The following is a 22,945-nucleotide window of genomic DNA, read 5'->3' as shown; positions in this document are numbered from 1 at the left end:
AAGGAGTGACACAAAACGCCACCCCGAACAACGAGAGACGAGAGGGCCTGACGATGTCCAGCAGCAGCAGCAGCAGCGGCGTTGCGCACCAGCACCAGCCGTCACCGTCTTCCCCCACGCCAGCGCAAGACGCGGCGCACCGGGCGCGGGTGGCGCCAGCCGAGATCGCCGCCGGCGTCGTCATCGGGCGAGCGTCCGAGTATTTCGACTTCTTCGTCTACGGCATCGCCTCGGTGCTGGTCTTCCCCAGCGTGTTCTTCCCGTTCGTCAGGCAACTGGAAGGGCTGCTGCTCTCCTTCACGATCTTCTCCTTTGCTTTCATCGCCAGGCCGTTCGGGACCACCTTGTTCATGGCGATCCAGCACCGCTGGGGACGCAGCATCAAGCTGACGGCCGCGTTGTTCCTGCTGGGCACCGCCACGGCGGGCATGGCGTTCCTGCCGGGCTACGATGCGCTCGGCAACCACGCCATCGTCATCCTGGCGGCGCTGCGCATCCTGCAGGGCATTGCGCTGGGCGGCTCATGGGACGGGCTGCCATCACTGCTGGCACTGAACGCCCCGGCGCACCGCCGCGGCTGGTACTCGATGCTGGGACAGCTCGGCGCGCCAATCGGCTTTCTCCTTGCCGGCTCGCTGTTCCTCTACCTGCGCGCCAACCTGGATTTCGACGAGTTCCTGGACTGGGGCTGGCGCTATCCGTTCTACGTGGCGTTCGCCATCAACGTGGTCGCGCTGTTCGCGCGCCTGCGGCTGGTGGTGACCCAGGAGTACACGCAACTGCTGGAAGAAGGCGAGCTGGAGCCGATCAGCCCGGTGCAGATATTGCGCGCCCAGGGCTACAACCTGTTCATCGGTGCCTTCGCCGCGCTGGCCAGCTACGCGCTGTTCCACCTGGTCACGGTGTTCCCGCTATCGTGGGTCGCGCTGCACGCCACGCAGGACATCAATGACGTGCTGATCATCCAGATCATCGGCGCGGGGATCGCCATGGTGGCCACCATCGCCTCGGGCTGGATCGCCGACCGCATCGGGCGGCGCACCACGCTGGCGCTGATGGCAGTCCTGATCGGCATCTTCGGCCTGTTCGCGCCGTACCTGATGAACGGTACCCCGGCGCGGCAAGACCTGTTCATCCTGATCGGCTTCGGCTTGCTGGGCTTGTCGTACGGGCAGGCCGCGGGCGCTGTCACGGCAAACTTCGGATCGCGCTTTCGCTATACCGGCGCGGCGCTGACGTCCGATTTTGCGTGGCTGTTCGGCGCCGCCTTTGCGCCGCTGGTGGCGTTGGGACTGTCGGCGGAGTTCGGCTTGTTTGCCGTCAGCGGTTACCTGCTGTCCGGCGTGGCATGCACGTTGCTCGCGCTGTGGATCAATCGCAAGATGGAAGCCCGCGACTGACCCGGCCACGACAACACAAACGGCCAGTCATGCGCGATGACTGGCCGCTGTCTTTTCCGCGCCGATTTGCTCAGAAATTCCCGAAGAACCCGCGCGCGGCGACCATGCAGAACGGCGCCACCAGGCTCCCGTGGTAGGCCTCGATCACCGCCGACGCACCGCCATCGGTCGCGCCCGCCGCCACGGCCTGCGCGGCGAGCGTAGCCTTGGCCAGCGCAAAGCCCTGCTTGATCGGGGCATACGGATCGGCAGGCCCGGCCACCGGCGCATCCACATCCAGCACCGAAGTCAGCCCCGCCGGCACCTTGGCGTTGCGCCAGTAAGCCTGCTGCACGGTCGCGTTGAAGAAGAACACCGTCGGGTCGAAGCGACCGCCGCAAAGCTGCACCGGGACACGTGGGATCCAGTTGCGCAAGTCATTGCGCTTGAACGCCTGGCGCAGCGGCGCAACCGGGTTGGCCGCCGGCGCCATCGCCACCGTGGTGTACGGGAACGCACCATCCGGATTCACCAGCGCGTCTTCCAGCAGGCCGAGGCGGAAGCTGTTGCGCACCAGGTTGCCTTTGCCAAACCCGAGTGCAAAGATCGGCGTCAGCTCAGGCGGCGCCAGCGGGGGCGAAGTGGGCGGCGTCAACGAGGCAAACTGCGGGGCCGGCGGATAAGGATTGAAGAGCGCCGTGGCGGGCAATTTTCCGTTGCCGATCAGCGTGTCGATTGGTGTCACGCTCGGCAAGAGATCCTCGATGCCACGCGCGTAGGTTGGCTCAAACAGGTCGCCCGGCCTGCGGTAGATGTTGCCGTAGGCGTTCTGGTAGCTGGTCGCCACCAACGTCGTGAAGATGGTCGAACCCACATCCACCTCACCCGCGATCAGCGCGTCCCCGGTGGCCGCCATGGCATAGGGCCCCGAACCCGTGGAAGCCGCCGTCACGTTGATGCCCGCCGCCTGCAGCGCGCGATGCGTGGCCATGGCAACGTGGCCGCCCTGCGAATATCCGGTGATAAAGAGCTTGCCATTCTCCCGGGCCGCTCTGCCCGAGTCCGCCCGGCCCAGCGCAACCCGTGCGGCCCGCAGCGAGTCGATCATGTCCGCCGATTGCTGCTGGGCATTCAGGTAGGGATGATAGGAAAGCTCGGAGCCGGCGTAACCTGCATAGTTGCTCGCCACCACGATATAGCCCTGCGCGGCATACATGGCAGCAACGCTGATGCCCTCCGAGGCGCCATCACCATTGCCCGGGTCCTTCTGCGTCAGGTCCGCAAGGTTGTATTTGCGGTAGGTGGTGGTGCCATGCGCATACATCAGCGCCGGGCGTGGCCCACTGCATGCGCGCCCGCCGCTTGGAATCATCAGCGCGCCGCTCGCGGTGGTGGGCTCATTGGCGCCGCCGATGGTGCGGTAGCGGAAATAGACGATCTCCAGGTCGCACGCAGGGGTGCCGGCGATCTGCAATAGCTGCCGGCCTGAATCGCTCGCATTGAGAACGCCTGCCAGCGCGGCCGCGCTCAGGCGCAGCGTGGTCCTGTGATCGAGAAGCTGGCCGCGATTACTGTTGTAGTTGTAATTGTTGTTGCAACTGCCCCCGCTGCAAGAACTCGCCGATTGCGCGTAAGTCCCCGCGCTCAGCGCCAGACACGTCAAGCCCGCAAAGCCCGCCTTCGCCATGGTCAATCGCATCTTCCATCCCCCCGCCTGTGGACTACGTCAGTTAGCCTGATCCACACAGTTAGCGGAGTGTAGGTAAACGGATCAACCACCCGCCAGCCTTATAGCGCACGATCTCGCATTGTGAAAAAGGGATGAACAGGTCGTGATGCCCGTTCATCCCAAGGGTCAAGACCAGTAACCCACGGTTGCAGCCAAGCGGCCCGGCCTAGTGCCCGGTGCGCACCCGGAAGCCCAGCCCCGGCGACACCACGGCGGCATCGCCATCGCGCAGCTCGATGGTTTCCAGGCTGCCATTGTCCCGGGATTCAGCGGCAAACTCTGCGATGTTGCGCAGGCGCGCGGCCGGAATGCCGCACGCGCTAAGCCGCGCTTCCAGCTCCGTGGCCAGGCCATCGGCCAGCGCGGCGGCGAGCGCCGCCTTGAGCGCGCCCGGATCGAGCGAGCGCACAAAGGCAGGCAGGCCGCTGCGTTCCAGCGGCGGATTGAACAAGGCGGGGTCCCGCGCAAGATGGCCAAGGCCCAGCGCTTCGAGCAATGCCAGCAACTGGCCTGGCGTGTTCGCGCCGATGGCCAGCCAGCCGTCGCGCGTGCGGAAGAAATCGGCGGAGGGGCTGCCGGAGTAGCCCTGGTTGCCCTGCCGGGGCGGCGTGGCACCGTGCGTGAGCGCGTCGCAGGCCATGGGGTACATCAGCTGCATGCCGGCGCTGGCCATGGAGATATCGAGCAGCATGCCGCGCCCGGTGCGCTCGCTGTCGCGTACGCCGGCAAGGATGGCGAAGGCCGCGAGCAGCCCCGTGGCGGAGTCGATGACCGGGAACCCCGTCTTGATAGGCGGGTCGCCCTCGTTGCCCGCCATGTAGGCCATGCCGGTGGCGGCCTGCACCACGTGGTCATAAGCGGGCCGGCCGCGCCATGCCGGCGCGCCGCGCCCAAAGCCGGAGATGCTGCAATAGACCACGCGCGGATTCAGCGCAAGCACGGCCTCGAAGCCGAGTCCGAAGCGCTCCAGCACGCCCGGCCGCAGGTTGTCGACGAAGACATCGCAAGTGGCGGCGAGCTCCAGCGCATGCTGGCGCCCTTGCTCGGTGCCAAGGTCGAGGGCAAGCGACGACTTGCCAGCGTTGAGCGCCACGAAGCCCTCGCGGCCCCGTCCGGCGCGGCGCATGACATCGCCGCCGTTGGCGTTTTCCACCTTGGTCACGTCGGCCCCGAGCTGCGCCAGCAGGAAGGTGGCGAAGGGACCGGCGATGACGTGCGAGAAATCGAGCACGCGGATGCCCGCGAGCGGGGTGAATGAATGGATAGCGGTGATAGGCATGGCAGGCTCACTCGATCGTGATGTGGTTTTTCTCGATCACCTGCCGCATCCTGGCGGTTTCCTCGGCGACAAGGCGGGTGAAGGATTCGGGCGTGGGGCTCGGTTCGATGAGCGCCCCCGTCTCGGCATAAAAGCGGCGCAGCCCGAGATCCGCCAGTGCCTTCAGCATGGCGGCATGCAAGCGCGCCACCAAGGGCTTCGGCAGGTTTGCCGGGGCCCAGATGCCGCTCCAGGAATCCAGCGTGAGATCGCTGCGCCCAAGCGCCTCGTTCAGGGTCGGCACGCCTGGCAGCCCGGAGATCCGCCGCGCCGAGGTCACGGCGAGCGCGCGCACCTTGCCATTGCCGATCTGCGGCACGGCGGTGGCCGCTACCGGAAAGCCGAATTGCGTGTCGCCCTTGATCAGCGACGGCACGATTTCCACCGAGCCCTTGTAGGGGATATGGACCACGTTGATGCCTGTCGCCGATGCGAAGGCCGCGCCGCAGATATGCGCGGCCGAGCCGATGCCGCCCGATGCATAGTTCAGCGATCCGGGCGAGCGCCGCGCGGCGGCCACCAGTTCGCCCACGGTGCGGTACGGCGAATTCGCCCCCACCACCAGCACGGCGGGGCTGACGCCGATGCGGATCACATGGGTGAACGCCGCCGGATCGAACTTGACGGATGGCTGCAAGAGTTTCTGCGCGACATGGGTGGAGGCGCCCAGCAGCAAGGTGTAGCCATCGGCCGGCTGCTGCGCCACGGATTCGGCGGCAAGGATGCCTGCCGCGCCCACCTTGTTCTCCACCACGACGGGCTGGCCCAGCTCCCTGCCCAGCACTTCGGCCAGCTTGCGCGCCTGGATATCCGGGCCGCCGCCGGCGGCATACGGCACCACCAGGCGAACCGGGCGGCTGGGGTAGTTGTCCGCGGCAAACGCCGAAGCTGGCAAGCCGGCCGCTGCCGCAACGGGCAGCGTCAGCAGGGTCCGCAGCATCAGGCGACGCGTGCGGCGGGTGGATGCGGGCATCTCAGGTCTCCTTTCTGGTTTTGCCCGATTGTCACGCCGCGCCATCATTCGAGACAATGATCCAGTTCTTATGAATCCATCAGGATTGGTTATGGCAACGGTTTCCCCTTCGCGCGTGGCTGCGGCGCGCGCCGCCCATCCGAACCGGATCGACCGCCTGCGTATCCGCCATCTGCGGCTGCTGGACCTGGTGGCGCGAACCGGCTCCCTGACCGCCGCCGCCGAGGTCATGCACATCAGCCAGCCGGCGGTGACCAAGATGCTGCAGGAGCTGGAGCAAGCCTTCGGCTGCACGCTGATCGAGCGCACTACGCGAGGCGGCCGCCTGAGCCCGGCGGGCGAGCGCGCCCTGGAGCGCTTGCGCATTGCGCTGGGCGCCCTGGATGCGGCCAGCGAGGCCCTGGCGGCCCGGCCGGAGATCCCGCTGGTGCGCATGGGCGTGCTGCCGCTGGTCGGGGTCAACGTGCTGCCAAGGCTGGTCGCCACGCTGAGCCAGCAGGGTGTGCTGCCGCGCTTGCAGGTAAGGGAGCACACCGTCAGCGGCCTGCTCGGGTTGCTCGCCAGTGGCGAGCTGGACTGCGTCATAGGCCGGCTGGAAACCGGTCATCCCGCGCAGCCGCGGGAACGGCTGGCCATCACGCCGCTATGGGACGAACACCTGGCCGTTGCCTGCGCGCGGGACCACCCCCTGGCCAGGCGCCGCGAGGTCAGCCTGCCGGCATTGCATGAAGGACCTTGGATCCTGCCGCCGCGCGGCACCCACACGCGTGAGATCTTCGAGCAGCCGTTTCTCGATAGCGGCCAGTTGCCGCCCGTGCCGCATATCGAATCGATCTCATTTCACAGCAGCTTGTCGATGGTTGCCGCGAGTGGCTTCCTGACGGTTGCGCCGGCCAGCGCCGTGCGCCACTACGGCGAGACGTCCATGGTGCATCAGGTGCGCTTGCGCACGCCGTTCGCCTCCGGGCGGATGGTGTTCATTACCCAACGGGATGCGGCAGTTGCGCCGGCGGTCACGTTGATCGCCGATGCCCTGCGGCAAGCCGGCAACCCTTAGGGGCGCACCGGGCGGACGCCAGGTTCACGCAAACTCACATTGCCCCGCCACCCGAGCGGATATCATATGCCCACCAAACAAGGCGCTCCCGGCTGGCCCGCGATCCGCGGATCCGCGCATCGGCCCGGGGCAAGCAGCTTCACCTAGTGATACCACTCATGAATCCCAATCCCGACACCCCCGCACGCCCGGCCATCCGTTCCCTGACGCAGCTTGAAGGGCGCGTGCTGGCCGTGCTGGTCGAAAAGCAGCACACGGTGCCGGACACCTATCCGCTGTCGCTCAACGCACTGACATCCGGCTGCAACCAGAAGACCGCGCGCTCGCCGGTGATGAATGCCTCCGAGGCCGAGATCCTCACTGCCATCGATGGCCTGAAACGCCTGAGCCTGGCCATGGAAGGCAGCAGCAGCCGCGTGCCACGATTCGAGCAGAACATGAAACGCGTGCTGGGCGTGCCGAGCCAGTCGGTCGCGTTGCTCACCACGCTGCTGCTGCGCGGGCCCCAGACGGTCGCGGAGCTGAGGCTGAACTCCGCGCGCCTGCACGCATTTGCCGACATCTCGTCGGTCGAGGTGTTCCTGGAAGAACTGGCCGCCGCCGAGCCACCCTTCGTCGTCAAGCTGCCGCGGGCTCCCGGCGGACGTGAGAACCGCTGGATGCACCTGCTGTGCGGGGAAGTCAGCGTCGATGACATCGCCGAGCGCGGCGGCACCGACGACAGCATCTCGCCCTCCGAATTCGAGTCGCTCAAAGCCGAGCAAAAGGAACTGGCGGAAAAGGTGAACCGGCTCCAGGCGCTGGTGGAGCGCATGGCGGGCGAACTCGGCATTGCGATCGACAAAGCGGCGCTTTAGTCGCGAGCGCGGGCGGGGGAGATCGCACGCTGCAGCCGGTGAAAATGTGCCGGGTAATCTATTTTTTCCCGGACCGGCCACGAACCCGGCTGGAGCCGGAAGCCGAATGGCCGCGGCGCCCGCCGCAGGCTGTTCCCCGCCTGTCGACGCGCCACAACAGATGCCGTTGGCCCGATTAGTGCTTGCGCGTATGATCGGGCATGGATGCTCCCGATTCACCGCGAGGCCGCAAACCAGATTGTCACGGCTTCGCCAAGCCCCCATGGCGCAGCCTTCCAGTGCAGATCAGGACACTACGCTGTCACAAATCTGTCCTTGAAAGGCAGCCATACTTTGCAGTCCAAACACGTTGAGGCCTTTGACGATGCGCGTGACGATTCGCACCATTACCATTCCAGGAAGCCAAGGCCGGGCCGCCCTTCACCAGGCCGTCGTGTATGCCACGACGGAGCAGGAGGCTGCACCACTCATGACGAGTGACTGGAGCCAGCGCGAGCCTGAAGTCTTCATGGCTGCCCAGACTTGGGCAAGACGCAATACCTACATCGTTTCGAATCCCCGCACTGGTGCATTTTACGGGAGCCCTGCCGGGCGCTAGGCAGCGCCATCGACAGTGCGCAAGGGGGCGCCGCACAAGCGCCCCACCATCAAGCACCCGGGCCCGATGCAGACATTGCGTGCCTTGCGAGCGCCTTCAACGAAGGCCCGGGCATCTTTCGCTCTGACAATTTCGCCCCCTAATGTATGGACATGGCGCACCTCGCGCCAGCGGCTGAGCGCTCGCTCGTTATTCGCTATCATGCCGCACCACATCCCCTCGAAGGGCAAGCACCATGCCGGCGTTTTCCACGCCGGCCATGGGCCGCCACACCGCAAAAAAAATGACAACTCCATCCCTCGCCGAGCGCCTGCGCCAACCGCGCGTGCTGCTGGTGCCCGGCGTCTACGACGCGTTCTCGGCGCTGGTCGCCGCGCAAGCGGGATTTGAAGCGCTCTACCTGTCTGGCGCGGCCGTCGCCTACACGCAACTCGGGCGCTCGGACGTGGGCCTGACCACCGCCACCGAGACGGTGGATATCGTCGGCAGGATCACCGACCGCGTCGACCTGCCGCTGATCGTCGATGCCGATACCGGCTACGGCAATGCGCTCAACGTGATACGGACCGTGCGCACGCTGGAACGCGCCGGCGCGGCCATGATCCAGCTCGAGGACCAGACCTTTCCCAAGCGCTGCGGCCATCTGGACAACAAGCGCGTTGTCGCGGCAGCCGAGATGTGCGGCAAGCTCAAGGCCGCGCTGGACGCGCGTGCTTCGTCGCGGACCCTGATCCTGGCCCGCACCGATGCGGTGGCCATCGAGGGACTGGACGCAGCGATCGAACGCGCCGAGGCCTATGTGGCATGCGGAGTCGACGCGCTGTTTATCGAGGCCTTGCGCACCGAGCAAGACATGGCTCGCATCTGCGCGCACTTTGCCGGGCGCATTCCCTTGCTGGCCAATATGGTGGAAGGCGGCAAGACGCCAGTGCAGAGCGCGGCCGAACTCGCCGGCCGGGGCTTTCGCATCGTGATTTTCCCGGGTGGCGTGGTGCGCTTCATCGGCGCGCAGATGCAGCGCTACTACGGCAGCCTGCTCGAACATGGCACCACCGCGCCGATGCGCGATGCCATGCTGGATTTCGACGGGCTGAACGGCGTCATCGGTACGCCGGAGCTGATCGCGCAGGGGCAGAGCTACGGCGAGTGAGCCACGGCCGTTGGCGAGGGCAGCAAGTGGCACCTGAAGTGCGCCGTCGCCCTCTTGCAGGCGCCGCGCGCTTGTCGTACGCTGCCTGCCCCGGGCTGCGCCAGCCAGCCCGTCACCCGGAACGCCTGTCATGTCTCACCCGAAACCCGCCAGCTCGCTGGTCTACTCCACTGAACACGGCCGCATGTGCCCCGGCTGCGGCAATGCGCTGGCGGCCTGCACCTGCGGCAAGGCGCGGCCGGTCGCGCAAGGCGACGGCATCGTGCGGGTGTCGCGGGAGACCAAGGGCCGCAAGGGCAAGGGAGTGACACTGGTGCGCGGCGTGGCGCTGGACGCGCTGTCGCTGGCGCAATTGGGCAAGGAACTGAAGGCCGCCTGCGGCTCGGGCGGCACCGTCAAGGACGGTGTGATCGAAATCCAGGGCGACCACTGCGACACGGTAGTGGAAAAACTCAAGCAGCGCGGGATGACCGTCAAGCGGGCCGGTGGCTGAGCGCCCCTGGGCGGCGCGTCAACAGGCCGGCCTTGATCAGCCTCTTAGCCAGCTTCTTAGCGGGTGCGCTGCTTGTAGACGATGGTGCCGTCGGACTTGCGCTGGGGCACGACCGGGTTGCGGGAGTTGCACACCGGACAGCGAAACAGCGGGCCCTGGCCTTCGTCCTTGACCGTGACGTCCTTGGGGTCCCAACGCGTCTGGCACGACTGGTTCTGGCAGGTATAAAACATCTTCTTTCTCCGTATTAGGCGCGGATCGTAGCATGGTGGCAGCCTCGGCCCGTTCTGGCGCCGCTGCGCAGCCGCTTTTGCCGCCCTAGCTGCACCGCCTTCGCTCTCTTCAGCCCTCTTCATCCCTACTGTCCATTCTGCTCCGTTTCCGAAAACGGATAAGCCCGCGCCTTGGCATTTGCCCCCCGCATGGCGCTGCGTGCACAGCAGCAGTGCAGGTTCGCCCTGATGCCGGATGGCAGCCCGGGCCGCATCGGTGAATATCCCCGTGCCGCCGTTGCCGATTTCGGATAACGCCCGCGCCCCACCGTTCGTAGACTGGCCCCATTGCAAAGCGCATCCCAAGGAGCCATCCAGTGAACGAGGTAAGCACCAGGGCCATCACCCGACGGCCCGGCGTGGTACGCAGAGTAGCCGCAGCGACGATGTTGAGCGTGCTAGCCTTGCCAGCTGCCGCCGCCCCCAATGCCAGCGATGCCGCCAGCACCGCCGAACTGCAGCCGGAAACCCTCTCCGTGCAACCGCTCGCGCCGGCCGACGATGGCCGGCTCTACATCTCCGATGTGGCGTTCAAGCATATGGTGGACGGGCGCCTGCACGTGGTGGACGGCAAGCGCATGCGCTACCTCGGGCTGGTGCCCACCGCGTTCGGCGGCCAGAGCGTGCTGTCCCCGGACAAGCGCACGCTGTATGTGATCTCCACGTTCTACACGCGGCTCGCGCGGGGCGAGCGGGCTGATGTGGTGAGCCTGTATGACACCGCCACGCTGGCCTACCGCAGCGAGATCGTGATCCCGCCCAAGCACGCACAGTCCCTGAACTACCGGGGCATCGCCGCAGTATCCGCCGACGGCCGTTTTCTTTATGTGCAGAATGCCACGCCCGCCACCTCGGTCAGCATCGTCGACCTGCAGGCTGGCAAGTTCGTGGCGGAGGCACAAACCCCGGGCTGCTGGGGCATATTTGCCACCGAGGCATCCAGCCAGCGTTTTCGCACCCTGTGCAGCGACGGCACGATGCTGACGGTGACGCATGACGCTGCCGGCCAGCCCAGCGGGCAAAAGCGCAGTGCGCGCATGTTCGATCCCGATGCCGACCCGGTCTTCCTGCACAGCGAGCGCGTGGGCAACACGCTGACCTTCGTGTCCTTCAACGGCAACGTCTACAGCGCGGATCTCGCGGGTGAGACGCCGGTCTTCGCGCAGCCCTGGCCCGTGGTGGACGCGGCGGACCGCAAGGCGGGCTGGAAGCCGGGCGGCTACCAGTTGTTCGCGCTGCACGCGGCCACGGGCCGCCTGTACCTGGGCATGCATCCGCGCAGCAAGGAGGGATCGCACAAGACCCCCGCCGCCGAGATCTGGACCATCGACCTGGCGCAGCACAAGCGCATCGCCCGCGCGCCGGGGCAGAACGCGCTGGCGCTTACCATCACGCAAGGGCCGCAGCCGACGCTGTATGTGCTGGACGCCGCCAGGGCCGGCGTGGTGTCGCTGGACCCGGCCCGGGGCCTCAAGCCCGTGGCGCGCCTGGACCAGGTGGCGGAGAACGCGGTGCAGCTGGAGCTGCATCAATGAGCGCCGCCGCCGTGGTCTCCGACGTGCTGCGCGATCCGGTCGTGGCAGCGGCCTGTTCCGCCGCTGCCGCACTGGTGCTGGCGCACTCACTGTGGCCCAAGCTGCGCGACTTCTCCGGCTTCTGGGGCGCCGTCAGCGCCTACCGGCTGGTGCCCGACGCATGGTCGCGCCCGGTAGCGCTTGCCTACCTGGGCGCCGAGACGGCCAGCGTGGCGGCGCTGGTTGCCGCGCCGCTGCACCCGGGCGCGGCGCTGCTGGCGGCATGCGTGGTGGCAGCAGCCAGCGGCGCGGTGGGCATCAACCTGCTGCGCGGGCGGCGCGACATCCGCTGCGGCTGCGGCAGCCACGCCGACAACCTGCGGCTATCCAACGGCCTGCTGCTGCGCAACCTTGGCTTGCTCGCGGTGCTGGTGCTGGCCGCGATCGCTGCTGCCGGACTGGCGGCGGGCACGGCACCCCGGGCGTTCAACCTGCTCGACACCCTCGCCGCCGGCTTCTGCGCGCTCGCGCTGTTGCTGCTCTGGCTCGGCGCCACGCAATTGCTGGTCAACGCCGACCGCGCTGCCCGCCGCACTGGCCGCCTGGCTTCCAGCCACCCTACGCATTCCACCCTCTAGTGAGACTCCCATGACTGCCCTTGTGATTGCCAATATCGTGCTGTGGATCGTCGTGCTGGCGCTGCTCTTCGGCTTCTATGCCCTGGCCCGCCAGGTCGGCATCCTGTTCGAGCGCGTCGCGCCGATGGGCGCGCTGGTGATCGACGCCGGCCCGCGCGTGGGCGAGGCGCTGCCGCCCTTTGCCTTGCAGGATGTGCGCGGCGCCCCGGTAGCGGTGGGCGGCGCGCAGCCCCGCAGCACGCTGCTGTTCTTTCTCTCGCCGACCTGCCCGGTCTGCAAGAAGCTGCTGCCGGTACTCAAGTCGATGCAGGCCAGCGAGGCTGGCTGGCTGCGCGTGGTGCTCGCCTCCGACGGCGAACAGCCCGAGCACCTGGCCTTCCTGCGCCAGGCCGGGCTGGAAGCCTTCCCCTATGTGCTATCGCCCGAGCTCGGCATGCACCTGCAGATCGGCAAGCTGCCGTACGGCGTGCTGATGGACGTGCGCGGCACGCTACGCGCCAAGGGCCTGGTGAATTCGCGCGAGCAGCTGGAGAGCCTGTTCACCGCGATGGACCTTGACGTGGGCTCGGTGCAGCAGTTCCTGGAAACGCGTGCCTGAAGGCAGGGAGAGAAAACCCATGTGGATTGACCGATTTTTCGAACACCAGACCCGGCGCGCGGCGCAGCGCACGGGCCGGCGCAGCGTGCTGGCCACGCTCGGCAAGGTCATGGTGGGGACGATGGCGCTGCCGGTGCTGCCCTTCGACCGCAGCGCGCACGCGGCGGGAGCACACGGCAGCAAGGCCGCCGGCCCGCAAGCGCAGGACGAAACCGCCTGCGACTACTGGAAGTACTGCGCGGTGGATGGCTTTCTGTGCGCATGCTGCGGCGGCACTTCCACCTCCTGCCCGCCCGGCACCGAGCCCTCGCGCGTGTCGTGGGTCGGCACCTGCCACAACCCGGCCGACGGCAGAAGCTACATGGTCAGCTACAACGATTGCTGCGGCAAGACCACATGCGGGCGCTGTGAGTGCAACACCAACGAGCGCGAACGGCCGGGCTACCGGCTGGGCGTGCACAACGATGTGAACTGGTGCATGAGCAACGACAGCACCATGTTCCATTGCACCACCTCGATCATTCTCGGAGCCCAGGGATGAAGCGGTCTCTCTCACAACTAGCGCTGTGCCTGGCATGCGTGGCGCCTGCAAGCATCGCCCTTGCCGAGTCGCTGGCTGACCAGGGCAAGGCCTTGTTCGGCACGCACTGCGCCGCTTGCCACAATGCCGATGCCTCCGGCATTGCCGGCGTGGCGCCGCCGCTGGCCGGCGCGCTGCGCGAGCGGCTCGCCACACCGGCGGGCCAGGCCTACCTGGCCAATGTGCTGACCCACGGGCTCGCCGGCCCGATCCAGTCGCAGGGCCAGTCGTTCAACGGCGTCATGCCCAGCTTCGCCACACTGCCGGATGCATCGCTGGCCGCCGTGCTGTCGTGGCTGGCGGCGAGCAACGGCGCGCCCGAGCAGGCCGTGAACACCGATACGCTGGCCCGCGCACGCGCCGAGCGCAAGACCCCGGGGGCCGTGCGCAAGCTGCGCGAGGCGGGGCAATAGCATGGCATCACGCAGCGCTCGCACCTTGCGCGCGGCCGCGCGGCGCGGGCTGTGCCTGCTGGCGCTGGCCACGCTGGCCACGACCGCAAGCGCACAGGCCGAGCTGCGCCACGCGCGCGACAACTACCTGCTGCACTGCTCCGGCTGCCACCAGCCCGATGCGCGCGGCAAGCCCTCGGCCGGCATCCCCGACATGCGCGAGACCGTGCCCTTGCTGCTTGCCACGCCGGCCGGGCGCGCGTTCCTGATCCAGGTGCCGGGCACCTCGGCCTCCGCCCTGAGCGACGCAGAGATCGCAGGGCTGATGAACTGGCTGATGCCCGCGCTCACCGGCCACAACGACGTGCAGGCGTTCAGCACCGAGGAGGTGGGCCGCTATCGCCGCCAGCCGCTCGACGACGTGAGCGCGCACCGCGCGGCGATCCTGGGCAGTGGCGCAACGCCGACGCCGGGCAAGACCGCCCGCGCGAGCCCCGGGCCAATGTGACAAACTCACGCAAACAAATACGCGGGACAAAAAAACCGGAACGAGGAACGACACGATGACCCCCACAGGCAACACAGACCGTGACCGTGATAGCGGCAATGCGCGCAACGCCGTCAATGGCCCCGCCCCCGGACAACCTTCGCGGCGCCATTTGCTGGGCCACCTGGCAGGCGCCACGCTAGCCGGCATCGCCGCTGGCGTCACTGCCAGCAGCGCCGGCGCGGCGCCCCCCGCCGGCAAGAACGGCGCACCGGACGCATCCGCCCCCACCACCACGGCTGGCGGCCCGAATCCCATCGTCATGATGCCGGCCTGGCAACTCTCGCGCGAGATCCATGCTCGCAAGCTGTCGGCCCGCGAAGTCATGGCGGCCTACCTGGACCACATCGCACGGGTGAATCCCAGCGCCAACGCCATCGTCGCGCTGCGTGAGCCTGAAGTGCTGCTGCAGGAAGCCACCGCCTGCGACCAGGCCCTCGCCGCCGGGCGCTCAGCCGGCTGGATGCACGGCATGCCGCAAGCCCCCAAGGACCTGGCGCTCACGCGCGGCATCCGCACCACCTTCGGCTCACCCATCTTTCGGGACAACGTGCCCACGGTGGACGCCATCATCGTGGAGCGCGCACGCGCCGCCGGCGCCGTGCTGATCGGCAAGACCAACACGCCGGAGTTCGGCCTGGGCTCGCAAACCTTCAACCCTGTCTACGGCGCCACCCGCAACCCCTATGACGCCAGCCGCACCGTCGGCGGCAGCAGCGGCGGCGCGGCCGCCGCGCTGGCTCTGCGCATGCTGCCGGTAGCGGACGGCAGCGACTTCGGCGGCTCGCTGCGCAACCCGGCCGGCTTCTGCAACGTCTATGGCATGCGCCCCAGCGCCGGCCGCGTGCCCTACGGCCCGGCCCCGGAAGTCTTTATCCAGCAACTCGGCTACGAAGGGCCCATGGCACGCACCGTCGCCGACGTGGCCCTGCTGCTGGCCACACAGGCTGGCCCCGATGCGCGCACGCCGCAGGCACTGGCGCAGGACCCGGTGCTGGCCACGCTCACCCCGGCCAATGTGGCCGACGTGCTGAAGACCAACCTCAAGGGCAAGCGCGTGGCATGGCTGGGCGACTGGGACGGCTACCTGCCCATGGAAGCCGGCATCCTGCCGCTGTGCGAGGATGCCCTCAACACCTTCCCGGCCTTTGGCGTGCAGGTGGAAGCCATCAAGCCTCCGTTCTCGCCGGAACGGCTCTGGAAGACCTGGCTGGTGCACCGTCATTTCCTGGTCGGCAACGGCATGCTGCCCTTCTACCAGGACCCGGCCAAGCGCGCGCTGCTCAAGGACTCCGCGATCTGGGAGATCGAAGGCATGCTCAAGCTCAGCGCAAGCGACGTCTATGCCGCCAGCATGGAGCGCAGCGCCTGGTATCAAGCGCTGCTAGGCGTGTTCAAGCAGTTCGACTACATCGCGGTGCCAACGGCGCAAGTCTTCCCATTCGATGTGAACCAGCCCTGGCCGAAGCAGATCGCCGGCCGCGAGATGGATACCTATCACCGCTGGATGGAAGTGGTGTTTCCCTGGACGCTGTCGGGATGTCCGGCAATCAGCGTGCCGGTGGGATTTGGGCCGCAGGGGTTGCCGATGGGGATGCAGTTGATTGGGCGGCCGCGGGACGATGTGTCGGTGTTGCGCCTGGCGCGGGCCTATGAAGAAGAGCGGGATTGGGTGGGCAAGCGGTTGCCGTCGGCGATGATGGGGTCAAGGACCGCTTGAGGATTGCGTATTCAACTGGCCATCCCGCAAACCGCAGGCGGGATGCGCCACGCCGCCCCTGTTGTATCAACGGTATCAGCGCTCCGGCTTTGTTCGTCGTGTCTGGTAATGCAGCTTCCCATTGCGCGCGCGGCCTATGGTTGTCTCCAGCCATTTCCCATCGGCCGTCAGGCTTTCGTCCCAGGTCGAAACCAGCGTCAGCGTTCCGCCGGCGTAACGGTAAGTTTGCGCCGAGTGGCTGCAGCAGCTATTGCGCTGCGCCGAGGAAATGGAGCGCGTGCGGGAGTCGATGGCGATCTGCAACAGTCCCGACAAGGTCTCATCAAAAACGAACCGTCGCCGGGCGGCGTCAAACAAGAAGAAATTCTCGGTGCTGTTCGGCCCGGCGCCTCCCGACATGCCAAAAATCGAAATGTCCGGATAGCCGTCGAAATTAGCGTCGACCACGCGCAAGGCGTTCGCGGGCGCCGCAAAGCCGGGATCGGAATCGAAGTCACGAATGACCTGGGTACGAACGCCGGATTTTCGATCGATGATCTCAATGGCGACCGCGTGCGGAGAGTCGGATGTGAGCTCGCCTTCGATAAATGCGACACGAAACAGGAAATTGCGCGTTCTGGCACGTTGCGCAACCCAATTCACCGCGACCGCATCGTCGCGGTCGACCCAGCCGTGGGTAATCGAGCCGTCGCGCCCGACGCGCTCGATTTCGTACCATTGCGCATCCGTGGAGAGGACAGGAACATAAGTCCCCGCGTCGAGACGGGTCAGGATCGTGTCACGTTCGGCTCGGGCAAACAGTGGCACCGCCTGGGTGAGATACAAGATTGTCTGGTAAGGGCGGACTCTGTCGAGGGCAAAGCTATCCGCGTAGTAAGCCATCTCATAATGGTTGACCCCCTTGCCATACGCCTCGGGGCTGCATACGCCAAGCGCGCAAGCGCCGACCTCGTCGGCCGTTGGCTTGCGTTGTGGCCGAATGGTCTCGGTGCTCAGGTACGTCTTCCTGGGCTGCCAGGTCACGGTGAACGCCACCGCCGTCCGCTGTTTCAACAGTGCCTCAGACTCGTTGCTGATGTTGGTTCGGCAGAACGGCTGGGATGCCGAGTAGTCGTTCCAGCCCGGAAAGGCGTAGGCCACGCATAGCTTGTTCGCGGAGTTGACGTCGGTCTTGTAGTCCTTGTCTACAAGAAAGTGCACCCTGTTGCCGCCCGAACCGGGTTCGTGCGACACCACGGCATAGGTGATATCCGCCGACTTGGGCAAGGCGTGCTCGAAGCGCTCCTTGAAGCGGCTTGTCTCGGCCTCCGGCATTCTGTTGGGCGGGCTCAGATGGGAGTCTGGCTCGACACGATAAATGCCTGGCGCCAGGAAGTCGGTCGCGAAAGCCGAATTCACGCACGCGATAGCAAGGGCCAGAGCGGCGGAGGCAGCAGAAGTGGCTTTACTGCGAATGGGGAGTAGCACGGCGATATGTCAGGAAATTGCAGGAATGCAAGCCGCAGCTTAACTTACATGTGGTGCAACGTACTCACTATTGCGGAGCGTGCTGGCGAAACGCACAATGACAGCGCCATCCACGGCGCCGGGACCGTCAAAGCTGGCCCCCACCAGCTCCAGCGTGCTGCCGCGCACCTCGATCCTCACCGGATCGGTCTTCTTCCACTGTTTCTTCGGCACCACCAGCTTCCAGACCGTTTCCTTGCCGGGACTGCGGAAGAGCGCGATGACCCCGACATACTCCGCCTCGGCATGCATCGGCTCGCTCAGGCTCACGCTCGCGTCGGGGCGCAGGATGACGTCCTTGGTCGCCAGCAGATCGGGCTGGAGTAATTCGAGATCATTGGCCTGCAGTCGCGCGTAGCTCAATTGCTCAAAGGCCTGCGGCGATTTCAGCTGGTAGATCCGCACCACCGTCGACAACGATTGCCCGGCGCCGTTTGTATTTAACGACGACCGGCTGGTCAGATCGAGGCTCATGGTCTTGACCTGCGTCGTGAAGGCCCATTTCGCTGCCTCCACCGTGCTGTCCTTTACGGCCTGGCCCACGCCGCAACCGGCTATATGGGTGGCAGCCAGCAGTAGGGCGCCGTTTCGAAGCTGTCGCCTCATCGTGTTGATCCTCTTTGTGTAGCTGTAGCGTATTGCTGCGTTTCATTGACAGTGCGGGTTCAGCGTTGCGTTGGCTGCGCCGAGCTGTGCCCGCGCCAGTTGCCGAGCTGCACACGGGTGACGGCGTCACTGGCGCCCGTGGCTTCGGCTTCGTCGGGTTGCCTGAGCTGCGTGGTGTAGCCCAGGCTCACCTGGTCCGAATTCAAGGCCGGCGCCGGCATCAGCGCCGGCCTCACATGCATCTCCAGATGCGCGTGCGCTTCATAGCCCAGGTAGAAGTGCAACAGCGCCGTCACCTCCCGGTGCATGGCACGGCCCGGCATCAGCCCCAGCACCGAGTCGCGTGCCTGCGGCGCGATCACCACGCGTACGGTGTTTGCGCGGTCATAAAAGCCGCGCCCGAGCACACAGTTCTCCCCCAGCGGCATCCGCTCGGTGGCGTCGAGGCGCACCCACACGGGGTGGAACTCCTCCACCGTAATGCGCGCGTCCGGCACGGCATGCTGCAGCACGCCGGCAAGGCCCTCGGCGGTGCGTGTGCGCTGGCTGGCCAGCCCCAGCATCGACAACAGCTTGCGTGTGGGGACGGTCTCTTCGGCACCCGGCCTGCCGAAGCCCAGCCCGAGCAGGCTCAGCAGGTAACACGACACTTCGTCTTGTCCGCCGCGCCGGAAGCCCATCGGATAGCGGTACTTGCGCGCGACGCGGTAGAACTGCGTGACGATCCGGTGGTGAAACAGGTCCAGCAAGGCCGCCAGCGGCTCTGCCCCGTCGCGACGCTGGGCGATCTCGTCCACGAAGTAGGACGGCATACGCGCATCCACGCCGTAAAGGCCCAGGAAGGTGGTCCGCACCACCGGTGGCCGCTCGGGGTGGTCGCTATCGCACTCCACCGCGTCGATCTCCCGCCCCGGAAAGCCTAGCCGTCCGTGCGAGCGAAACCGCACGGGCTCGTTGGCCGGGGAATCGGTGGTGCCCAACGGCGGTTGCTGCGGCGCGGCCAGTTCGATCAGCTCGCAGAGCCGGAAGAAGTTCATCTGCGGCGCTTGGGCGAGCAGCGCCGGCAGCAAGGCGCGCTCCTGCGCCTGCGTTGCTGTCAGTTTCGGCAGGCTCAAAACGGTGCCCCCTCGGCCTTGCTGTCGGGCCATGCGAGCCGCTTGCCGCTTGGCTGCGAGACGATCACCAGCCGGGTGTACAGGTTCAGCGTGGCATAGAGCAACAGGAACCGGTTGAGCATCTCGCCGAAGAGCTCGACGTCGCCCTCGCCGGCAAAGCGGGTGCTGTCCAGTAATACCTCGATCTCCACGCCGCGCAGCAGGCCGCCTTTAACGAGCTTTTGCAGGGGCCGGTGCCGCACGTCCGTGATGGCGTCGATGCGCCTGCGGTTCATCTCGCCTTCCGTCCAGTCGTAAAGGGCAAGACTGCCGCGCAAGACCTCGGCATCGAGCAGCGACAGGTAGTTTGGCGCCAGGTGCGACAGCACGCGCCAGTGGAAGCGGTCGGCGGTGGGCGGGTACACCGGCAGGGTCGGCGCGGTCAGGTTGCGCACCGTGCCGATGTTGGCGAACCCGCTCCGCATATGCGTGATGCCGGCCTCGCGCAGGCCCTTGCGGGGCAGCATGCCGTTGGTGCCCGTGACCGACAGCGATAGCGTCTCCCGCGGCAGGGTCTGTTGCTGCTCCCAGGCATGGCCGCCGAGCACCACCCAGGTGTCGAACTTGCCCGATGGCCCCCGGCGCACCCGGGTGTGGAAGTAGCGCTCCGGCATCTCGTGGCGCAGCATGCCACCCCGGTGGCGAAAGGCGGCGAACGGCGCGTACTCGAAGCGCGCGCCGCTCGCTGCCTCGAAGCCGCGCACGGTATCGACCGAGTACGCTTCGACATGCTGCCCGTGTTGCTCCATGGCCCGCACCCGGTACTCGGTCTCCACGTGCGTGACCGTGATCGGGTCGGCTTCCAGTTCGAACAGGTTGATGATGGGCGTGCAGAAGAGCCGCACGTTCTCCGCCGAGAAGCGCATGTCGTCGGGGAACGGCCTGGCCAGCACCACCTCCACGTCAACATGCCTGGTACCTGGCGGGATGGCTGCCATATCCAGCCCGACAAGATCCACGAACATGAACTTCTCGGGAAAGGTGAAGTACTCCAGCAGTAGTTGGTAGCCACCAAAGGCATTGTCCGGCTTGGGCCACAGGCGCGCCTGCGCGTCGAAGCCGGCCGCTTCCAGCGCCAGGCCGGGCATCGCCAGGGGCGCACCCGGACGTTGCTCCGGGTAGCCGGGAATGCGCACCTGCATGGCCAGCGGCCGGGCGGTCAGCGCGGCATACAGCGCCAGCGCCACTGGCCGGTCGGCATGCAGGTAGAGCCGCAGGCGCGGCACCGCCAGTGGCTCGCGCAGTGCCTGCGCCTGTAGTTCGAGCCTGAGCCGGATCACCGAGCGGCCATCCTCGCGTGCATAGGCGTTGGCCTCGGTCAGGCGCAGCGGGTACAAGTCGACCGCTTGCGTGGTCCGGTAGATGCATTGCACGGCATCATTGCCACCGGCTGCCTGCGTGCCAAGCGGCACAGGGTCGGACAGCACCTCCAGTCCGGCCGGCACGGTTTCGTGGCGCTGCAACGTGTCAATGGTCGGGGACAACTCGAGGATCGACAGCGACGGGATCATGCGCAGGTAGTGCGGCCACAGCATGCTGACCAGCCCTTCGGTCAGCTCCGGCAGCTCGTCGTCCAGCTTATGGCGCAGCCGCCCCATCAGGAAGGCAAAGCCCTCGAACAGCCGCTCGACATGGGGATCGCGCTCGCCGATGCCGTCAATATTGAGCATCCGTGCACGGTCGGGAAACGCCTGGGCGAACTCCTTGCCGGCTTCGCGCAGGTAGCGCATTTCCGCTTCGTAGTAGCGCAGGATTTCGTTGTCTTGGGTGGGATCGGTCATGAGGCTGTCAGTTAACTCGCCAGTCAGGCGATGGCCACGGCACGGGCCGGGTCGATGGCGGTCAGATCGCCGAGCAGGGCTTCGATACGCTGGGCAAGCGCGCCCTTGTCCGCGTCCTTGCGCGTCATGCGGGCCTTGAGCAACCGCAGCAGCTGTTGCTTGGCCTCGAACGCGAGCGAGGGCTCCCAGGTGGCCAGCTGAAAGCGTTGCGCGTTCACCTCGAGGGCGCCCAGCAAGTGCCACGCCGTGTCCGCGCGGCCCGCCCGTTCGGCCACGCGCGCCATCACCAGTTGCCGCACGAAGCGGTCGCGCTCGCCGTCCGGCGCCGGCAGGCCCTGCAACCAGGCGAACGCGGCATCAAGGCTCTGTTGGGCGGCGAGGTCCGCCGCCTGGGCTTCCGTCTCCGCCCAGTCGGTGCTGGCGGACGCGACCGATACCGGCGCCATGGGCTCGCCGCGCTCGACATCGCGTACGGTGGCATGGCGCCCAATCCACGCCAATGTGATGTCATCCGCAAACGGTGTGCCGTCCGTGAAGGCCAGTTGATCGAGGCCGGGCAGGCGTTCGAGCATCAGCGCACAGTCAGTGGCGAGCAGGTCGCGCGCGCGGGCATACTCGCCGCCGGCCTGATCCTGGGCCGTGAAAGCGTAGTACGGCAGGTCCAGCCAGAAATGATTGGCGCCTTCGGCGAAGGCCTGCTCGACGCGGTCGAGCAGTTCCGGCCACTGCTTTTGCAGCATCAGGCGCTTGAGCTGGGCGCGCAGTTCGGCGCGCGGCGCCACCAGGCGCGTCTTGCCGCCGTGCTCGTGCGGCGGGATCTCGGTCAACGTATCCCACCGTACGCAGCGCATCAGGCGGTAGGCCGCGAGGTAGCCCTGCGGTTGCTGGCGCAGGTACAGCGCCATCTGGCGCGCCCGATCCAGCAGATCGCGCGTCGAGGCCACCTCGCCCAAGGCTGGCAGGACCGAGGCGGCCGCGGGCCCGGATGGTGCGTCCCCACCAGGGTTGCCGGTGGCCGACGGTGACTCGACCCGGCCCTCGAAGCGGCGGATGAGCCCATCCAGTGCCGGGCGAGCCGGTTCCGGCCACTGCGCCGTGCGCTCGAGAATCAGCGCCAGTGCCGACAAGGTACGTTCCAGCTGCGCACCGGCCAGGCCCGGCACCCGCTCGAGCCGGTCCGTGAACGTCGCGCCGGCCAGCCATTCGAGCGCCGCCTTGCGGCTCTCGGCCCGGGCGGGCAGCAGCCGGGTGCCAAAACGGTCGACCAGTGCCGACAGCAGCTCGAAGCCAGCGGCGACCCCTTCGGCACCATCGCGCCGCATGCGCCCGTAGACGTAATACACGGCAAGGCGCAAGTCCTTGGCGGTCAGCTTGAGCAGCCGCTCGGCGGACTCGACGATCAGTGTGTCGTTCACGCCGGACAGCTTGGCCACCTCCTCCTTGATGGCAAGGAAGTCGTCGTCGTAGCCCGGATCGTCGCCGGCCGGGGCGTCGGGACGGATGGGTTGCAGCCATGGGTCCCAGCGCACCTGTGTGGAGCGCGCGAGATCCGCAGGGGCACGCGCGCCGAAGAGCGCGTTGAGAAGCTTGTTGAACATGGTTTGTCGTTTGTCCCTGTTTGTCTGCGTTTGTCTCTGTCTATCTCTACTTGCGCAGGGCGGGTGTGGCGCGGGCCGCTGCCAGYGGCTCCCGGCCCACGAAGATCCGCGTTGGCAGCACAAAGCCCCGCAGCGCCAGCATCTCCAGCGGCCCCTGCCCGACTTCGGTTCGCATCAGGTAGCGCACCGGATAGGTCACGTCCGCCGCAACAGGCGCCTGGGCGCTGCGCGCGGTCAGGCTGTCGGGATCTTCGGCGAAGGTCCGGCCGTGCGCATCGGCCTGGCGCTCGGCAGTGGCCTTCGGCGCGCCGGGCCCTTCCTGCGCTTCCGACGCATCCAGCGCGTCCGGCTTCGCCTGCCACGTCAACTGGTAGTTCGCGCTATCCACCGGCTCGACGTGCGCGCGCTCCAGCATCCGCACCAGGCCCCAGCGGCCGCCGAACTCGTAGCTCTTGCTGGTGCCGGCGCGCTCGGTCTGCCATTGC

At 67.0% G+C, this 22,945-nt stretch carries 21 protein-coding genes and 1 pseudogene; 12 read left to right on the top strand and 10 right to left on the bottom strand.

Translation table 11 applies throughout. The annotated features are described in order from the left end of the window. Window positions 1–53 precede the first annotated feature (53 nt). Window positions 54–1,400 (top strand): MFS transporter, encoded by a 1,347-nt coding sequence (locus AC1DQR_RS16230; protein ID WP_416051076.1) that lies wholly within the window; start codon window positions 54–56, stop codon window positions 1,398–1,400. A gap of 70 nt (window positions 1,401–1,470) precedes the next feature. On the opposite strand, the gene AC1DQR_RS16225 is transcribed toward AC1DQR_RS16230, so the two are convergent. The 3 genes from AC1DQR_RS16225 to AC1DQR_RS16215 all read right to left on the bottom strand — a co-directional run bounded on the left by AC1DQR_RS16225 (window position 1,471) and on the right by AC1DQR_RS16215 (window position 5,399). Continuing rightward, window positions 1,471–3,078, bottom strand: a complete 1,608-nt coding sequence (locus AC1DQR_RS16225; RefSeq protein ID WP_477133357.1) for an alpha/beta hydrolase family protein — start codon at window positions 3,076–3,078, stop codon at window positions 1,471–1,473. A gap of 196 nt (window positions 3,079–3,274) precedes the next feature. Further along, entirely contained in the window at window positions 3,275–4,387 is a 1,113-nt protein-coding gene (locus tag AC1DQR_RS16220) for a CaiB/BaiF CoA transferase family protein (RefSeq protein WP_477133356.1), read from the bottom strand. Window positions 4,388–4,394: 7 nt separating this feature from the next. After that, a complete protein-coding gene (locus AC1DQR_RS16215) occupies window positions 4,395–5,399 on the bottom strand; it encodes a Bug family tripartite tricarboxylate transporter substrate binding protein (RefSeq protein ID WP_416051079.1) in 1,005 nt (334 codons plus the stop codon). A 91-nt stretch (window positions 5,400–5,490) separates the two neighbouring features. Between AC1DQR_RS16215 and AC1DQR_RS16210 the strand changes: the two genes are divergently transcribed. From AC1DQR_RS16210 to AC1DQR_RS16195, 4 genes are all read left to right on the top strand, one after another. Further along, the gene (locus AC1DQR_RS16210; protein ID WP_416051080.1) at window positions 5,491–6,456 is read left to right on the top strand and encodes a LysR family transcriptional regulator; all 966 of its coding nucleotides are present in this window, start codon (window positions 5,491–5,493) and stop codon (window positions 6,454–6,456) included. Between the two features lie 158 nt (window positions 6,457–6,614). Then, window positions 6,615–7,313 (top strand): YceH family protein, encoded by a 699-nt coding sequence (locus AC1DQR_RS16205; protein WP_416051081.1) that lies wholly within the window; start codon window positions 6,615–6,617, stop codon window positions 7,311–7,313. An 881-nt stretch (window positions 7,314–8,194) separates the two neighbouring features. Further along, entirely contained in the window at window positions 8,195–9,061 is an 867-nt protein-coding gene (locus AC1DQR_RS16200) for an isocitrate lyase/PEP mutase family protein (protein WP_416051082.1), read from the top strand. 130 nt (window positions 9,062–9,191) lie between these two features. Next, complete coding sequence (locus AC1DQR_RS16195) at window positions 9,192–9,554, top strand: translation initiation factor Sui1 (RefSeq protein ID WP_043353062.1); 363 nt, start codon at window positions 9,192–9,194, stop codon at window positions 9,552–9,554. 56 nt (window positions 9,555–9,610) lie between these two features. Here the strand turns inward: AC1DQR_RS16195 and AC1DQR_RS16190 are convergent, their stop codons facing one another. Further along, window positions 9,611–9,787 (bottom strand): hypothetical protein, encoded by a 177-nt coding sequence (locus AC1DQR_RS16190; RefSeq protein WP_170301757.1) that lies wholly within the window; start codon window positions 9,785–9,787, stop codon window positions 9,611–9,613. A 356-nt stretch (window positions 9,788–10,143) separates the two neighbouring features. Between AC1DQR_RS16190 and AC1DQR_RS16185 the strand changes: the two genes are divergently transcribed. The 7 genes from AC1DQR_RS16185 to AC1DQR_RS16155 all read left to right on the top strand — a co-directional run bounded on the left by AC1DQR_RS16185 (window position 10,144) and on the right by AC1DQR_RS16155 (window position 15,815). Next, on the top strand, window positions 10,144–11,361 hold the full coding sequence (locus AC1DQR_RS16185) for an amine dehydrogenase large subunit (RefSeq protein WP_416051084.1): 1,218 nt from the start codon (window positions 10,144–10,146) through the stop codon (window positions 11,359–11,361). After that, a complete protein-coding gene (locus AC1DQR_RS16180) occupies window positions 11,358–11,978 on the top strand; it encodes a MauE/DoxX family redox-associated membrane protein (protein ID WP_416051085.1) in 621 nt (206 codons plus the stop codon). The genes AC1DQR_RS16185 and AC1DQR_RS16180 overlap by 4 nt, the downstream gene beginning before the upstream one ends. 10 nt (window positions 11,979–11,988) lie before the next feature. Continuing rightward, window positions 11,989–12,576, top strand: a complete 588-nt coding sequence (gene mauD / locus AC1DQR_RS16175) for a methylamine dehydrogenase accessory protein MauD (protein ID WP_416051086.1) — start codon at window positions 11,989–11,991, stop codon at window positions 12,574–12,576. Between the two features lie 19 nt (window positions 12,577–12,595). Further along, window positions 12,596–13,117 carry a methylamine dehydrogenase light chain gene (locus AC1DQR_RS16170; RefSeq protein ID WP_416051087.1) on the top strand — a complete coding sequence of 174 codons (522 nt, stop codon included), beginning with the start codon at window positions 12,596–12,598 and terminating at the stop codon, window positions 13,115–13,117. Continuing rightward, entirely contained in the window at window positions 13,114–13,569 is a 456-nt protein-coding gene (locus AC1DQR_RS16165; RefSeq protein WP_416051088.1) for a c-type cytochrome, read from the top strand. The genes AC1DQR_RS16170 and AC1DQR_RS16165 overlap by 4 nt, the downstream gene beginning before the upstream one ends. Before the next feature lies 1 nt (window position 13,570). Further along, window positions 13,571–14,056: a cytochrome C gene (locus AC1DQR_RS16160; protein ID WP_416051089.1), complete on the top strand. Its 486-nt coding sequence runs from the start codon at window positions 13,571–13,573 to the stop codon at window positions 14,054–14,056. Between the two features lie 304 nt (window positions 14,057–14,360). After that, window positions 14,361–15,815 (top strand): amidase, encoded by a 1,455-nt coding sequence (locus tag AC1DQR_RS16155; RefSeq protein ID WP_477133407.1) that lies wholly within the window; start codon window positions 14,361–14,363, stop codon window positions 15,813–15,815. A 75-nt stretch (window positions 15,816–15,890) separates the two neighbouring features. On the opposite strand, the gene AC1DQR_RS16150 is transcribed toward AC1DQR_RS16155, so the two are convergent. From AC1DQR_RS16150 to AC1DQR_RS16125, 6 genes and pseudogenes are all read right to left on the bottom strand, one after another. Continuing rightward, complete coding sequence (locus AC1DQR_RS16150) at window positions 15,891–17,282, bottom strand: XAC2610-related protein (RefSeq protein ID WP_477133355.1); 1,392 nt, start codon at window positions 17,280–17,282, stop codon at window positions 15,891–15,893. A gap of 39 nt (window positions 17,283–17,321) precedes the next feature. Beyond that, window positions 17,322–17,927, bottom strand: coding sequence for a type VI secretion system lipoprotein TssJ (gene tssJ, locus AC1DQR_RS16145; protein ID WP_477133354.1), 606 nt, complete (start codon window positions 17,925–17,927; stop codon window positions 17,322–17,324). A 59-nt stretch (window positions 17,928–17,986) separates the two neighbouring features. Beyond that, entirely contained in the window at window positions 17,987–18,964 is a 978-nt protein-coding gene (tssG, locus tag AC1DQR_RS16140) for a type VI secretion system baseplate subunit TssG (protein WP_477133406.1), read from the bottom strand. 74 nt (window positions 18,965–19,038) lie between these two features. After that, window positions 19,039–20,862 carry a type VI secretion system baseplate subunit TssF gene (gene tssF / locus AC1DQR_RS16135; RefSeq protein ID WP_477133353.1) on the bottom strand — a complete coding sequence of 608 codons (1,824 nt, stop codon included), beginning with the start codon at window positions 20,860–20,862 and terminating at the stop codon, window positions 19,039–19,041. Between the two features lie 23 nt (window positions 20,863–20,885). Continuing rightward, window positions 20,886–22,460 carry a type VI secretion system protein TssA gene (gene tssA, locus AC1DQR_RS16130; RefSeq protein WP_477133352.1) on the bottom strand — a complete coding sequence of 525 codons (1,575 nt, stop codon included), beginning with the start codon at window positions 22,458–22,460 and terminating at the stop codon, window positions 20,886–20,888. 46 nt (window positions 22,461–22,506) lie between these two features. Then, a pseudogene (locus AC1DQR_RS16125) lies at window positions 22,507–22,945 on the bottom strand (ImcF-related family protein); the annotation flags it as partial.

The sequence above is a fragment of the Cupriavidus sp. 05L411 genome (genome assembly GCF_056398045.1).
The sequence above is the reverse complement of the archived record's forward strand: the minus strand, read 5'-3'. Positions and strand labels throughout refer to the sequence as shown.

Coding starts and splice junctions, on each gene's coding strand:
- AC1DQR_RS16210 (WP_416051080.1), top strand. CDS start 5,491: ATGGCAACGGTTTCCCCTTCGCGCGTGGCTGCGGCGCGCGCCGCCCAT.
- AC1DQR_RS16205 (WP_416051081.1), top strand. CDS start 6,615: ATGAATCCCAATCCCGACACCCCCGCACGCCCGGCCATCCGTTCCCTG.
- AC1DQR_RS16170 (WP_416051087.1), top strand. CDS start 12,596: ATGTGGATTGACCGATTTTTCGAACACCAGACCCGGCGCGCGGCGCAG.
- tssJ (WP_477133354.1), bottom strand. CDS start 17,927: ATGAGGCGACAGCTTCGAAACGGCGCCCTACTGCTGGCTGCCACCCAT.
- AC1DQR_RS16215 (WP_416051079.1), bottom strand. CDS start 5,399: ATGCCCGCATCCACCCGCCGCACGCGTCGCCTGATGCTGCGGACCCTG.
- AC1DQR_RS16165 (WP_416051088.1), top strand. CDS start 13,114: ATGAAGCGGTCTCTCTCACAACTAGCGCTGTGCCTGGCATGCGTGGCG.
- AC1DQR_RS16200 (WP_416051082.1), top strand. CDS start 8,195: ATGACAACTCCATCCCTCGCCGAGCGCCTGCGCCAACCGCGCGTGCTG.
- AC1DQR_RS16155 (WP_477133407.1), top strand. CDS start 14,361: ATGCCGGCCTGGCAACTCTCGCGCGAGATCCATGCTCGCAAGCTGTCG.
- AC1DQR_RS16160 (WP_416051089.1), top strand. CDS start 13,571: ATGGCATCACGCAGCGCTCGCACCTTGCGCGCGGCCGCGCGGCGCGGG.
- AC1DQR_RS16225 (WP_477133357.1), bottom strand. CDS start 3,078: ATGCGATTGACCATGGCGAAGGCGGGCTTTGCGGGCTTGACGTGTCTG.
- AC1DQR_RS16220 (WP_477133356.1), bottom strand. CDS start 4,387: ATGCCTATCACCGCTATCCATTCATTCACCCCGCTCGCGGGCATCCGC.
- AC1DQR_RS16195 (WP_043353062.1), top strand. CDS start 9,192: ATGTCTCACCCGAAACCCGCCAGCTCGCTGGTCTACTCCACTGAACAC.
- mauD (WP_416051086.1), top strand. CDS start 11,989: ATGACTGCCCTTGTGATTGCCAATATCGTGCTGTGGATCGTCGTGCTG.
- tssF (WP_477133353.1), bottom strand. CDS start 20,862: ATGACCGATCCCACCCAAGACAACGAAATCCTGCGCTACTACGAAGCG.
- AC1DQR_RS16180 (WP_416051085.1), top strand. CDS start 11,358: ATGAGCGCCGCCGCCGTGGTCTCCGACGTGCTGCGCGATCCGGTCGTG.
- tssA (WP_477133352.1), bottom strand. CDS start 22,460: ATGTTCAACAAGCTTCTCAACGCGCTCTTCGGCGCGCGTGCCCCTGCG.
- AC1DQR_RS16230 (WP_416051076.1), top strand. CDS start 54: ATGTCCAGCAGCAGCAGCAGCAGCGGCGTTGCGCACCAGCACCAGCCG.
- AC1DQR_RS16190 (WP_170301757.1), bottom strand. CDS start 9,787: ATGTTTTATACCTGCCAGAACCAGTCGTGCCAGACGCGTTGGGACCCC.
- tssG (WP_477133406.1), bottom strand. CDS start 18,964: ATGAACTTCTTCCGGCTCTGCGAGCTGATCGAACTGGCCGCGCCGCAG.